Raw genomic sequence first — 13,919 nt, 5'->3', positions numbered from 1 at the left:
GTTCGTGGCGCCCGTCACTATCGGGCCGGGTCCGGCGGGGAGAACTTAGCTCCGCAGCCGCTCGGCGAGCCCCGTCGCGCGGCGTGCCCGCCGCCCCACGGCCGCGCGCACCGCTTCGGGGCTGCCGACGACCCGCACGCGCCGCCGTGCCCGCGTGACCGCTGTGTAGAACAGCTCGCGGGTCAGGAGCGGCGACGTCTCGTCCGGCAGCAGCACCGTCACGGCCTCCGCCTGGCTGCCCTGGCTCTTGTGCACCGTCATGGCGTGCAGCGTCTCGACGTCGCCGAGCCGGGAGACCGCGAACGACGCGCCGCCGTTGATGTGGGCGCGCAGGTTCTCGCCCTCGGCGACCACCACGCCCGTGTCGCCGTTGAACAGCCCCAGGCCGTAGTCGTTGGCGGTGATGAGCACAGGCCGCCCCGGGTACCACTGGGCGCCGACCGCGGCGCCGAGGTAGGCACCGGAGGCTTCCCCGAGCCGGCGCTCGACCCGCCGGTTCCAGTGCGCCACCCCCCAGGGGCCTTCGCGGTGGGCGCACAGCAAGCGGTGACGCTCGGCCGCGGCGAGCGCCCCGGCCGCGTCGCCCGCCAGCGCCAGGGCGCGCACGCCGAGGGCGTGCCGCGTCAGCTCGTCGTGGAGGCGGTCCAGCCCGGCCGCGTCGTCGGGGTGCACGAGCTCCACCGCGCCGTCGCCCGCCGCGAGCGCGGCGAGCACCGCGTCCGGGTCGCCGCCCTGGATCGCGGCGGCCAGCCGCGTGATCGCCGCGCTCTCCGACCGGTGGTCGGTGACCAGGGCCGCCACGGCGTCGCCGTCGCGCTCCCCCAGCCCGGTGACCAGGTCCGCGAGGACGGCACCGGCCTCGACGGACGCGAGCTGGTCGGGGTCGCCCACGAGCACGAGCCGCGCGTCGGGGCGCACCGCCTCCAGCAGCCGGGCCATGAGCGTGAGCGAGACCATCGACGTCTCGTCGACCACGACGACGTCGTGGGGCAGGCGGTTGGAACGATCGTGCCGGAACCGGGTGGTCGACCCGGGCCGCCAGCCCAGCAGCCGGTGGAGCGTGCCCGCCTGGAGCCCGGCGAGCCGGCGGCGGTCGGCGGCGGTGAACTGGGGCCGACCGGCCTCCGGCACGGCGGCGAGCGCCCCCGCCACCGCCTCCTGCAGACGCGCGGCGGCCTTGCCGGTCGGCGCGGCGAGCGCTATGCGGAGGCGCCGCCCGCCGGCGTGCTCGGCCTGCTCGGCCAGCAGTGCGAGGAGGCCGGCCACCGTCGTCGTCTTGCCGCGCCCGGGACCACCGGTGAGCACTGTGGTGAGGCGGTGCGCGGTGGACAGCGCCGCCACCCGCTGCTCGGCGTACGCGTCGCCGGGGAACAGCCGCGCGGCGCTCGCCTCGAGCAGGGCCGCGTCGACCGCCGGGGCGGGCGCCGCCAGCCGCGCGACGAGGTCGTCGCGTACCTGCCGCTCCTCGCGCCAGTACCGGTCGAGGTAGAGCAGACCGAGGTCGGCCCGGACCACCGACCGCTCGGCCAGCGGGCTGGCCGCTACCCGGTCGAGCCAGCCCTCTGTCGCCGGCCACGGCAGGGACGCCTCTCCGGCCCCGGCCCCCGTCCCGGCACCGGCCGAGGCCCCGCCGTCGCCGAACGCGCCCAGGTCCACGCAGACCGACCCCTGCCGCACCGCCCGCACCGCGAGCGCGACGGCGAGCTGGACGGTCTCGTCGTCCTCCCCCACGATGCCGGCCGTGCGGCGCGCGACGTGCACGTCGGCGGCGGTGAGCACCCCGGCGTCGTTGAAGGTGCGCAGCAGGCCTGTCGCGCCCAGCGCCCGGCGGGCGTCGTGCGGGTCGTCGACGGTCCAGCGCTCGATCGCCGGGATCATGCGGCCTCCTGCCCGGCGGCGCCGTCGAGCAGGTCCGACAGCGCGACCAGGAGCCGCGCCGGCGGCCGCCACGAGAACACGCCCGCTGGGCTGCCGTCCGCGTCGGGGGTGTCGGGCCCGGCCATGCCGCGCACGAACAGGTAGAGCACCCCGCCCAGGTGGGTGTCCGGGTCGTAGCCGGGCAGCCGCCAGCGCAGGTAGCGGTGCAGCACCGCGCCGTACAGCAGCGCCTGCAGCGGATAGTGCGAGTGCAGCATCGCCTCGGCCATGCGGGGCCTCGAGTAGTCGGCGACGGCGGGGCCCAGGAAGTTCGTCTTGTAGTCGACGACGAGGAATCGCCCGGACGGCAGCCGCAGGACGACGTCGATCGAGCCGGTGAGGTAGCCGCGCAGCGCCTGGTTCCCCAGGGCCGGCCGCTCGAGGCGGTCGGCGTAGGCGGTGAGCGGGTCGTCGGCGGGCAGGTGTGCGCGCAGCAGCGGGGCCAGGTCGCCCAGCCGCGCGTCCGACCGGCCGGCCCGGCCGAGGTCCCCGCCGGTCAGCGGCAGCTCGAACGTCAGCTCGCGCAGCCGGTCCCGCAGCCCGATCTCGCCGAGCGTCAGGCCACCGGCCAGCGGGCCGAGCGGCGTGCTGTGCAGCGGCACGAGCCCCTCGGCGAGCGCCACCGGGTCGGCCTGCACCGGCCACCAGCGCAGCTGCTCGGTGACGTGCCCCAGCAGCTCGGCGCGCAGGTCCGGCGCGAACGGGTCCGCGTCCTCCAGCACGGCGTGGACCAGAGACCCGAAGGCGGCGCCCATGGGCAGGTCGGCCATCGGCGAGACCTGGCCGGCGTCGCGCAAGACGGGCTCGGCGACGTCGGCCTCGGGTGCGTCCAGCTCGTCGTCCTTGCCCGCAGCCTCGGGCTCGCTACCCACTCCGGCGCCGTCGCCGCCGGCCGCGATGAGGCCGCTGTACGAGGTGCGCCGCCACGCGGTGTCGACCGCACGGTGGAAGGCCCGTGCCTCGAACGGCGCGTGCCGGTCTGCCGGCGCGGGTGCGGACGCGGCGGCGGGCACCGCGAGCTCGGCCGCGGGGCCGCCCAGCGCCTGAAGCTTGTGCAGCACGTCGGTGGCGTAGGCGTCGTCCTTGACCGGCTGCTTCCCGGGTACCTCCCGCGTGCCGGGCACGCGGCCGAACACGAGGCGGTGCAGGCCGCTGGTCGGGGTGCTCGACGTCGGCGCCCACCACGCCACGACCTGCGACTGCGCGCGGGTCAGGGCCACGTAGAGCTTGCGCAGCTCCTCGCCGTCCTCTTCGGCGCGGTGCGCGGCGCCGTGGGCGGCCCAGTGCGCGCCGGAGCCGGAGACGTCGACCGTCCGCACGCCGCGCTCGTCGTGGTACAGCGCGATCTCGACCTGGCGCGAGTAGTTGTCGTAGCCGAAGGGCAGGTACACCACGGGATACTGCAGCCCCTTGCTCCCATGCACGGTGACGATCTGCACGGCCGCGGCATCGGAGTCCAGGCGGCGCGGCCGCTCGGCCGTGCCCGTCCGCCGCCGCTCGTCGCGGAACCACGCCAGGAGGGCTGTCAGGCCGAGCGACTCGGCCACGCTCACCTCGTGCAGCAGCTGCCCCAGGTGGCGGACGTCGGTCAGCAGCCGCTCGCCCTCCGCCTGGGCGAGCACGCGACCGCTGAGGCCACGCTCCTCGGCGGCCTCCAGCAGAGCGGCCACGCCCCGGTGGCGCACCAGGAGCGCCCAGCGGTGCAGGGTGTCCGCGTCACGTGCGGTCAGGTCCTCGCCGCCGGCGTCGAGGTCGGCGGCCGTACGGCCGAGGAAGCACGTCAGGGCGGCGGCGCGCACCAGGCCCGAGCGGTGCGGGGACTCCAGCGCCTCCAGCAGCGTCAGCCATTCGTCCGCGGCGGGCGTCTCGAACACGTCGCCGCCGACCATCACCGCTGCGACGCCGCGCTCGGCGAGCGCGTCCTGCACGAGGCGGCCGTGCGCCCGCGCCGAGACGAGGACGGCGACGTCGCCCGCCACCAGCGGCCGCCCGTCCCACGTCGCGCCCGAGGCGAGCAGCCCCGCGACGTCGGCGGCAAGGTCCGCGGCGACGTGCTCGCGTGCCGGGCCGGCCTTGATGACGCCCTTGTACAGGGACATGCCGTCGCGCAGCACCTGCCGCAGCCGGAACGGCGCGGGGTGCGGCGCGCCGGCCAGCCGGCTGGCCCCGCCCTCGGCCGTCACGGGGTGCACCACGATCTCCTCGTGGCCGAGGGCGGCGCCCGTCAGCAGCACCCCGAGCGCGTCGACCAGCGGCGCGTCCGAGCGCCAGTTGCTGCCGAGCGTCGCCCGCGTGGCGGCGCCCCGGGCGGCGTCGAGGTAGGCGACGACGTCGCCGCCGCGGAAGGCGTAGATGGCCTGCTTGGGGTCACCGACCAGCACCATGGCCACGGCCTGCGACTGCGCCTGCGTCTGTGTTTGTGTCTGCACAGGGCCGAAGGCCCGCTCCAGCACCTGCCACTGCACGGGGTCGGTGTCCTGGAACTCGTCGACCAGCACTACCGACCAGCGTTCGCGCATGCGCGCGCCGACGGCGGTACTGCCCTCGGCCGACACCGGGTCGAGCGCGTCGGCGAGCCGCGCGAGCAGGTCGTCGTAGGACAGGATCCCGAGGCGCCGCTTGCGCCGCTCCATCTCGGCGCGCACCTCGCGGGCGAAGGAGACGCGCGCCGAGCCGACGGCGTCGGCCGGGTCGGCGTCGGCGAGCGCGGCGCGCGGGTCCTCGACGGCGGCGACGGCGACCCTGAGGGCGCACGCACGGTCGAAGGGCGGCGGCTCGGGGGCGCTGCCGTACCGGCGCAGGTACAGGTCGTCGACCACCTCGACGGTGAGCTCGGCCAGGGACTCGACCAGCTCGGCACCGGGCTCGGTGTCCCCGGCGACGCCGAGCGAGCGCAGCACGAGCTGGCAGAACTGGTGGATCGTCGCGATCGTGGCGTGGTCGAACGACGCCAGGGCGTCGGCGAGCCGCCGGTGCCGCGCGGCCCGCTCGGCGTCGTCGACGTCGAGCAGCGCCGCCAGGACGGCGTCCACCCCGCCGGTGTCGCGGCCCGCGAGGGCGGCGGCGAACGTGCGCTCGGCCCGCAGCAGGGCGCCGCGCACCCGGTCGCGCAGCTCCTGGGTCGCGGCGCGGCCAAAGGTCACCACCAGCATCTGGTCGAGCGGTACGACGCCCTCGGCGACGTACCGGGTCACGAGCGCGCCGATCGCGAAGGTCTTCCCGGTGCCCGCGCTCGCCTCCAGCAGCGCAGTGCCCCGCGGCAGCGGCCCGGCCAGGTCGAAGACGTCCATCAGTCGCTGAACCTCTCGTTCTCCAGCAGCGGGCTCCAGACGCGCATCGCCAGCGCGCCGAAGCGGGTCGTCTCCCCCTCGTGCTCCTCACCGGGCCCCGGCTCCTCGCCGGTCCCGGGCAGCGGGGCCCCAGGCCCGAGGACCCGCACGTGCTCGGGGTCCGAGCACTCGCCGTCGAAGCGTCCGTCGGCCCACATCTGACCCGCCCGGAACCGTGCGTCGGCGGGGTCTGCGCTGCTGCGGCGCGCCTCGGCGTATGCCACCGACGCCTTGACCGGCAGCGGCAGCGGCTCGGTGAGCCCGCCGTCGCGCAGCGCGACCAGGTCGCGCAGCAGGTCGATCGCCGTATGGTCCAGCGGCCCCAGCCGCGACCCCTGCCAGGTCGCGCGCGACCGGGAGTTCGCCGGCCGGCCGAGCGTGTAGGCGACCCAGGGGCGGTCGTCGTCGGACGCCGCGAGCGCCAGCAGGCGGATCCACGTCTGCAGGCGCTGCCTGCCGCCGAGCCGGCTGAACGACACCGCGACCAGGCGGTCGCCGTGCACGCCCGGGACCGTGCCGCGCAGGGTGCGTCCGTCGCCCAGGTCGACGTCGACGTCCACTGCTCGCGCGGGGCTCGCCCTCAGCCCTCCGGCGGCGTCGGCGAGCGGACCCACCTCGTCGGCGATGCCGACCAGCAGGCGCCAGCCCAGGCGCCCGGGCGGCAGCTGCCCGCGGCGCCACTCCTTCTGCACGGCGTCGGCGAGCTCGGCGCCGGACAGCGCGTCGTGCAGGACCCGCTCCCCCACTGCCCATCGGCCCAGCCCGTCGAGCTCGACGGGCAGCCCGTCGTCGAGCGGCTCCTCCTGGAAGGACCGCCCGACGTCGAGGCGCTGGGTGAGGAACCCGCGCGCGGGCGAGCGGTAGAACGCGAGCAGGTCGTCGAGCGCGACGACGCCGTCGCCCGCCGCGACCGGCGCCCGCGCCAGCGGTGCGGGCAGGAACGGACCCACCGGAGTGCGCAGGCCGGCCGCGGCGCGAGCTCCGGCCAGGGCCGCGCGGTCGAACGTGAAGGCCGATCCGGGTACGAGGGCTCCGGGCTCGACGTTGCGTCGGTCGAAGGGCTGCAGCGGGTGGCGGACGGTCACGGCCTGTGACACCGGGCGCCCCTCGGGCGTGCGCGCCGTCTCGTCGAGCGCGTCGAGCAGCTCGCCCAGCGGCACCGCGGGGGGCCGTTCCTGGCCCGAGTACTCGTCGGCGCCGCTGTAGGTCACCACCAGGGTCTCGGTGGCGGCGAGGATCGCGTCGAGGAACAGCTGCCGGTCCTCGCTGCGCGGGTCGCGCTCGCCCGTCCTCGGCTCGCGGGCCAGCACGTCGTCGCCGTCGGTGATGCCGACGCGCGGGAACACGCCGTCGTCGAGCCCCAGCAGGGCGACGACTCGGTGCGGCACCGACCGCATCGGCACGAGCGTGGCCACCGTCAGCGTGCCGGTGCGGAAGTTGGAACGGGTGGGGCGGCCCGCCACACGGTCGGCGAGCAGCGCGCGCACGTCGGGCAGCCGCAGGGACACGGCCGGGTCGAGCGCGTCGGCGCGTACCCGGGCGAGCTCACGCCGCACCTGCGCGAGCTGCCATGCGTCGGCGGACGACACGGTGGTCAGCGCCGCGACGCCGTCCTCCAGGACGGTCAGCCAGTGCTCGAGCGGGTGCCCGCCGACGAGCGCGTCGGTGACGTCGCGCAGGCGCTCCACGAGCTCGGTCAGGCGGCCGACCAGCTCCACCTGGCCGCTGCCGACGTCGTCCAGGGGAAGGGTGCGCTCGAGCCAGGTACCCGTGTCGGCGGACATCGCGACACCCGCCAGCAGCCGGTCCACGCCCGACTGCCAGGTGCCGGAGCCGTAGTCGGCCAGCCCGAAGTCGGCGCGATGCTCGGCGTCGAACCCCCACCGCACGCCGGTCTCCCGCGCCCACCGGGCCAGCTGCTCCAGGTCGTCGTCGTGGAACCTGAAGCGGCGGCGCACCGGCTCGGCGTGAGCCAGGTCCACGATCTCGCCGACCCCGGCGCGGCCGCCGGCGAGATCCAGCAGCCGCATCACGACGGCGAGCAGCGGGTTGGTCCGGTCCAGCGCCCGGTCGGCGAGGCGCACGCGCAGGCGGTGCGCGGGGTGGCCGTGCGGCCCGGCGACGTCGGCCAGGCCGAAGGCGGCCGTGACCAGGGGCGCGTAGGTCTCGATGTCCGGGCACAGGACGAGCACGTCGCGCGGCTCGAGCGTCGGGTCGTCGGCGAGCAGGTCCAGCAGCACGTCACGCAGCACCTCGACCTGCCGGGTGGCGCCGTGGCAGGCGTGCACCTGGACCGAGCGGTCCGCCGGGTCCACCAGGCGCGCGCCGGCATCGCCGAAGGCGTCCGCGCGCAGGTCGTGCTGCAGCATCCCCAGCAGGGTCGACGGCAGGGTGCTGTCGGCGCCCGGGTCGTCGGCCGTTCGCCTGTCGCCGACCGGCTCGTCCCGCAGCTCGATCACCGAGAGCGTGCGCTGGAGCTCGCGCGTGTCCCGGCCGAGCGTGGCCAGGAGCCGGTGCCCGACCCGCTCGTGGGAGCGGTCAGCCGCCCGGTCCACTGGCCCGCCGAGATCCTTGAGCGCCGACCACAGCGGCGCCGAGGGGTGCGGCAGCCACAGGTGCACGTCACGGTGCGCGCCGAGCGCGCCGAGCAGCTCGACCTCGCTCGTGGCCAGGCGCGTGTGCCCGAACAGGGACAGGCGCGCCGGCAGGTCGAATTCACCGGGCTCGGCGCGCAGCCGCTCGACGACGGCGGCCTGCCGCACGTGCGGCGGCTCGGCGTCGACACGTTCGGCCAGAGCCCGCCACAGCGGCGGCTGCCACGCGAGATCGGCAGGCACCGGGCGCCCGCACCCGTCGGTGTCGCCGCCTGCGGCCCAGTCGGCGACCAGCGCCGGGCGCTGGGTCGCGTAGCTTGCCAGGAGCCGCGCCAGCCGGCGGGCGACGGCGAGCCGCCGGCCTCGGCGCAGGTCGCCCTCCTCCCCCGGCATGCCGTGGCCCAGGTGCTGGGCGAGCAGAGCCGCCCACGGCTCGTCCAGGCTCGCGTCGATCGCCGCCAGCAGCGGCCACATGAGTGCCTCCGGCGCCCACGGGTCCTCGTCCCGGGTGCCCGTGACCTCGGCGAACAGGGAACCTGGCGAGCGCAGGTCCACGCCGGCGCACACCCCGTCGTCGTGGCCGGGTGCCGCGCCGAGGCGGTGGCTGAGCCGCTGCGCGAGCCAGCGTTCGACGCCGCGGGCCGGTACGACGACGACCTCCGCCGCGAACGGGTCCTCCAGGGGCGCGGCCAGCAGGTCCCCCAGCGCCTGCGCGAGCAGGTCCGTGCGCGGGGCCCGATGGAGGACGACTGCCATTCCGCCAACGTATCGGCCCAGAGCGCCCGCACAAGCGAAACGCCGCGCCCGCGCGGCAGTCGACCGCGAACGGTGTCAGCTCAGTCGCAGCAGGCGCGTGCCATGGGCGGGCACGGTCAAGCGCACGCTGCCGTCACGCAGCGGGACCTCGTCCCCGGCCCACAGGTCGTGGGCCCGCCCGCGGTTCTCGCTGCCGATGTCGGCGAGGTGGACGGTCACCTCTTGCGGATCGTCCCCGAGCCAGAAGACGGCGCACGCCTCGTGGTCCGGGAAGTCGGCGCGCCAGATCACCAGCGAACCGTCCCGCACGATCTCCCTGCTACCGGTGCTCGAAAGGAGCGCCAGTACGTCCGCGTTCTGCAGTAGTCCCAGGGTCTCGGGCAGCGTGTCGGGCAGGTGCCCGCCGAACATCAGCGGCGACCGCATCATCACCCAGAGCGTGATCATCGTGCGCTGCTCCTCGAGCGTCAGCTGCGAGTCCCGCTCCTGGCCGACGTGCGCACGAACAGCGAGGCGTCCCAGGGGCAGCATGTCCGCGTCGGCCCAGGCGCCGGGGCGCTGGTGCGGCGCCCAGCGGGCGGCGCGCTGGAACATCTCCTCCAGCTGCGGCCATCTGTCCCACAGGTCATCGGAGATCCGCCACATCTCCGAGTGCCGCGCCAGCTCGTCCAGGTGAGCCAGGGACAGCGCCCTGCCCGGCGAGAGACTCAGGACGATCGGTCGTCCGCACCGCTCGATCGCGCGCGAGTAGGCGGCGATCTCGACGCTCTGGGTCGGCGGGTAGAGCACGTCGTCGAGCTTGACGAAGTCCACTCCCCACTCGGCGAACAGCGCGAGCTGGGAGTCGTAGAACGCCTGCGCACCGGGAGCCGAATGGTCGATGCCGTAGTTGTCAGGATTCCAGGGACACACGTTCCCCCGGTCGGCGATCTTCGCCGCCGTGGTGCTCCCGCCGAGTACCGGCAGGTCCAGCTCCACCGCCTTGCGCGGTATCCCCCGCATCATGTGCAGGCCGAAGCGCAGCCCCAGGTCGTGGATCCGATCCGCGAGCTCCCGGAACGAGCCATCCGCCGCCGACGGAAAGCGCCCGGGAGCCGGCAGCTGCCTGCCCCACTGGTCCAGCACCGGATCGGACACCGGCTGGTAGGTGTGCACGCCCGCCTCGGGCTCGTACCACTGGATGTCGATCACCACGGTGTCCCAGCCGTACGGCTTCAAGTGCTCAGCCATGAACTCGGCGTTGGCCATGACCTCGGCCTCGGTCACCGAGCTACCGAAGCAGTCCCAGCTGTTCCACCCCATCGGCGGCAACCCCGCACGGACCTTGCGCAGCGAACTGATATTCATCTCGCTACCTCACCGCAGCGCCTGCGTCGACGGCGTCCGGGTGCCTGCGGCAGTCTTCCGGAATCCTTTGGCCGATGCGTATGGTTTCGCCAGTGAGCAGTGCGCCGCAGGTCGAAGTGATCCCCTCAGAGCTCTGGCTGTTCAGAGGGGCAGCCTCCGAGATGATCAACGCTCACCAGCACGACGACATCGAGCTGAACGTCGTGCTCGGCGGCGCCATCGACTACCTGTTCGGCGGGCAGACGGTCCGCGTGCAGCACGGACAGGCGGCAGTCTTCTGGGCTTCCGTCCCCCACCGCCTCCTCGACACGCCCGGAGAGCATGCCGAGGTGTGCTGGGCGCACGTGCCGCTGAGCACAGTCCTGGCCTGGGAGCTACCGTCCTCCGATCTGACCCAGCTGCTCCAGGGTGGGCTCGCTCTGGCCCCCGCACCTGTTGGTGCCGTGCAGGCCTGGGACAGCTGGGCCGACGACCTCGCGGACGACGACCCCATCACGGCACTGCTCGAGATCCACGCGATGATCCGTCGCATCCTGCGGACCAGCCGGGTCGAACCCTCCGGCATCGCCACCACCGCCCGGCCGTTCCGGATGGCAGCCCACCTCATGGAGCGGTTCCGTGAACCGGTAGCCGCAGCCGACGTCGCCGGCGCAGTCCACCTGAACACCGAGTACGCCATGACACTGTTCCGTCGCACCTGGGGCATGACCATCGGCGAATTTCTCACGCGCCGTCGCGTCGCCGAAGCTCAACGACTCCTTGTCACCACCGAGCTGAGCACCGTAGCCGTCGCGCACTCGGCCGGCTTCGGATCGGTCAGCAACTTCTACGCGCAGTTCGCCAAGCATTCCGGAACCAGCCCCGGCGCATACCGGACGACGTTGAGGGCGGGCGGCAGGTACTGATCGCTTGCGCCGCCCCGCCCGCTGCGTGAGGGAATCAGTGCGGGCGTTCCTGACCGCGGATGATCACACTGCATGCGAAGAGATGGAACACCATCGTCCCTTGGACGCCGATGAACCACCCGGCACCCACTGGCACGTCGGGTGCGGCGGCGATCGCCGCCGCGAGCGTGGCCAGTGGCGCGATGAGCGCGATGAAGGCCACCCCGAGCATCGCCCGGCTCGTGAGCCGACCCCGACCCTCACGGAACGCGCTCCCCGTGCTCGCCCGTGCGCCGGTCAGGAAGATGACGAGCTCTCCTGCGAGGAGGACCAGGGTGGTCACCCACATCGCGTACACGAGCTCCAGACGTCGGAGACGCCGGCCAGATGGCCACGCTCGATCTTGGCGTAGTACTCCGGACTCACGTCCGCCAGCACCGCCACCTCGCTGCGCCGTAGTCCCGCCACGCGCCGGTGCCCGGATACGGTCAGTCCTGCCTGCTCGGGGCTGAGCTTCGCCCGGCGGGACATGGGGAACTCCCGTGCTTCGGTCCTGTTGTCCACGACCTCCACGCTACGGCGCGAGGGCTTCACGAGGGATTCCCTGCTGGTACGTCCTTCATCGGGAACTGCCCGCCGGCGCGGAGACGCGCTGTCATGGAGACCCTTAACGCGCAGGTCCTGGCCTCACCAGAGGTTGCATCGTACTTGCGCGACGGTGACGAGCGGGCAGCAAGTTTCGACCGGATGAAGCGTCCAGGCGGCTACCCCGACGACTACAGCTTCCGAGCCTGCCCTGTAGACGCGGAGCTGAGCGACGGCCAACGCCTCAGTGTCGGGACTCTGGAGCTCGAGGTGCTCTCGACCCCAGGCCACAGCAGCGGCCACATCTCCTACGCCCTGCACCGATCCGGAGGCGTCGACCTGTTCAGCGGCGACGCCGCCTTCGCCAATGGACGGATCCTCCTCCAGGACATTTGGGACTGCTCGATTGTCGACTCCACACGGAGCGTCCGGCGCCTTGCCGACTTGAAACCCGACGGGCTGTACCCAGGACACGGCACCGTCGCGATCACGCTTGGCTGGCATCACCTGTACTCGGCCATGGAGGAAATCTCAGCCGGTCTCCCTCCTCGGCAACTCACGTTCTAGTGGCTCCGCTTGGGGCCATGGCGGATTTTCCGTGGCCCGCGGGAAGCGCCGGAGTCGCTGAAGCATCTGCGGCTGCGTCGCGCCGAGGCCGGGAGTCAGCTGGCTGCCGTTGACGCCCAGCTTGTTGACCTGGATACGACTGTCGGCGCTCTCACATAGCATCCCGGGAAGTGGCCTGAGTGTGACTCGTCAGCTCCAGGAGGTGTCGTGGACGCGGTGCACTGGAAGTCTGCAACGTTTGCCGGTCATCAGCTCCGGTATGCCGTGACCGGGAGCGGCCCCGCCGTGGTGATGCCGAAGAAGGACCGCGGCTCGTATGTCCCGTTCGAGCGACTCGCGGACCAGTACACGATGGTGCAGATTGTCGCTCAAGGACCAGCACATACTTCGCGGTCTTGGGATCGATGTCGCCGAGTTCGCCGGTGTCGACCACGGCCGCTGCGGTCTGGGTGATCCGGAAAGCCCAGCAACGGCCATGGTGGCCGACTGGCTGCAGCGCCATGGGTGGTGACCTGACAAGGCAACGCACGGTCAAGACCGAGCACGAACCTCAGCAACGTTCAATGCAGGTTGACAAGTTCAGTGAAGAAAGCCGTCCCACTTCGGTTCGTAACGGCACCCGCCAGGCAGCGCGCCCGCGCGCGGGATCTGCGCGACCGTGCGAGCGAGGGCCACCTGGACCGGGCCCTCAAGCCCGGGAGGCAGGCCCATCAGGCCAGGCTTGGTAGTACGTCTCGATGGTCGCCGACATACCCGAACCCCCGTCCGTTGCTGTTCCACGATCACCCCAGGGGGCTCGACCCGCACGCTGCCGGCGCAGGTCAGGCGCCCTCGGCGCACGTCACCGGCTCCATCTCAGGGGGTCACTGGCATTAACCGGATAGGGAGGGACTCCCTCGCGTGCTGGGAGGCGCCTTGACTGGGTGCAACCACAGCGGCACAACGATGGAGTGACACGTGAAGAACGCACGCCTCGGAGACCTGGAGGTCTCCCGCATCGGTCTCGGCGCGATGACCATGGCCGGCACGTACACCAGCGAAGGCGTCCTGGACAACGCGGAGTCGATCCGCACGATCCACCGCGCGCTCGACCTCGGGGTCACCCACATCGACACCGCCGAGATCTACGGGCCGTTCCTGAGCGAGGAGATCGTCGGGCAGGCCGTCAAGGGCCGCCGCGACCAGGTGAGGATCGCCACGAAGTTCGGCCTCGTCTCCCACTCAGGCGGCGGCCCGGGCGTGATCGACAGCAGCCCGGCGAACGTGCGGACCGCAGTCGAGGGTTCGCTGCGGCGTCTGGGCACGGACCACATCGACCTGTACTACCAGCACCGGGTCGACCCGAACGTCCCGATCGAGGAGACCGCCGGAGCGGTAGCGGACCTGATCAGGGAAGGCAAGGTCCTCCACTTCGGGCTCTCGGAGGCGTCACCCGAGACGATCCGGCGGGCCCACACGGTGCAGCCGCTCTCGGCGCTGCAGACGGAGTACTCGTTGTGGACGAGGGACGTGGAGGCGGAGATCCTGCCGCTGCTGCGCGAGCTCGGCATCGGCTTCGTTCCCTACTCACCGCTTGGCCACGGGCTGCTGACCGGCCAGATCCGTTCGGTGGACGACTTCGCCGACGACGACTGGCGCAAGACCAACCCGCGGTTCACCGGTGAGAACTTCACCCGCAACCTCGCCATCGTCGACACGGTCAAGGAGATCGGCGCCGAGATCGGTGCGAGCCCGGCGCAGACCGCCCTGGCGTGGATCCTCACCCGCGGCGACGACATCGCCCCGATCCCCGGCACCCGCCGCGTCTCCCGGGTCGAGGAGAACACCGCCGCAGACGGCATCGGGCTCACCGCCGACCAGCTCGAGCGCCTGGGCGACCTCGAGCCCGCCGCGGGCGAACGTCACGACGAGGCCAACATGGCCTCGATCGACCGCTGACC

At 73.3% G+C, this 13,919-nt stretch carries 8 protein-coding genes and 1 pseudogene; 3 read left to right on the top strand and 6 right to left on the bottom strand.

The features are described 5' to 3' along the window. Window positions 1–45: 45 nt before the first annotated feature. The 4 genes from recD to IE250_RS19160 form a co-directional block, all read right to left on the bottom strand. Window positions 46–1,878 (bottom strand): exodeoxyribonuclease V subunit alpha, encoded by a 1,833-nt coding sequence (recD, locus tag IE250_RS19175; protein WP_189670902.1) that lies wholly within the window; start codon window positions 1,876–1,878, stop codon window positions 46–48. Then, window positions 1,875–5,207 (bottom strand): UvrD-helicase domain-containing protein, encoded by a 3,333-nt coding sequence (locus IE250_RS19170; protein ID WP_189670901.1) that lies wholly within the window; start codon window positions 5,205–5,207, stop codon window positions 1,875–1,877. Before IE250_RS19170 ends, recD begins: the two co-directional genes overlap by 4 nt. Continuing rightward, window positions 5,207–8,596 carry an exodeoxyribonuclease V subunit gamma gene (recC, locus tag IE250_RS19165; protein ID WP_189670900.1) on the bottom strand — a complete coding sequence of 1,130 codons (3,390 nt, stop codon included), beginning with the start codon at window positions 8,594–8,596 and terminating at the stop codon, window positions 5,207–5,209. The genes IE250_RS19170 and recC overlap by 1 nt, the downstream gene beginning before the upstream one ends. A gap of 75 nt (window positions 8,597–8,671) precedes the next feature. Continuing rightward, a complete protein-coding gene (locus IE250_RS19160) occupies window positions 8,672–9,943 on the bottom strand; it encodes a glycoside hydrolase family 27 protein (protein WP_229872593.1) in 1,272 nt (423 codons plus the stop codon). A gap of 92 nt (window positions 9,944–10,035) precedes the next feature. On the opposite strand from IE250_RS19160, the gene IE250_RS19155 reads away from it, so the two are divergent. Next, the gene (locus IE250_RS19155) at window positions 10,036–10,848 is read left to right on the top strand and encodes a helix-turn-helix domain-containing protein (RefSeq protein WP_189670899.1); all 813 of its coding nucleotides are present in this window, start codon (window positions 10,036–10,038) and stop codon (window positions 10,846–10,848) included. A 34-nt stretch (window positions 10,849–10,882) separates the two neighbouring features. Here IE250_RS19155 and IE250_RS19150 read toward each other — a convergent pair whose 3' ends face one another. Both IE250_RS19150 and IE250_RS19145 read right to left on the bottom strand, forming a co-directional pair. Beyond that, entirely contained in the window at window positions 10,883–11,170 is a 288-nt protein-coding gene (locus tag IE250_RS19150; RefSeq protein ID WP_189670898.1) for a hypothetical protein, read from the bottom strand. Between the two features lie 29 nt (window positions 11,171–11,199). Next, window positions 11,200–11,391 (bottom strand): annotated as a pseudogene (locus IE250_RS19145) (transcriptional regulator); the annotation flags it as partial. 93 nt (window positions 11,392–11,484) lie between these two features. Between IE250_RS19145 and IE250_RS19140 the strand changes: the two are divergent. Continuing rightward, a complete protein-coding gene (locus IE250_RS19140; protein ID WP_189670897.1) occupies window positions 11,485–11,979 on the top strand; it encodes an MBL fold metallo-hydrolase in 495 nt (164 codons plus the stop codon). A 957-nt stretch (window positions 11,980–12,936) separates the two neighbouring features. Next, window positions 12,937–13,917, top strand: a complete 981-nt coding sequence (locus tag IE250_RS19135; protein WP_189670896.1) for an aldo/keto reductase — start codon at window positions 12,937–12,939, stop codon at window positions 13,915–13,917. Window positions 13,918–13,919 lie beyond the last annotated feature (2 nt).

The organism is Promicromonospora soli, from assembly GCF_014653785.1.
In the GTDB taxonomy this organism is placed as follows: domain Bacteria; phylum Actinomycetota; class Actinomycetes; order Actinomycetales; family Cellulomonadaceae; genus Promicromonospora; species Promicromonospora soli.
This window is presented reverse-complemented; position numbering and strand designations above follow the sequence as displayed.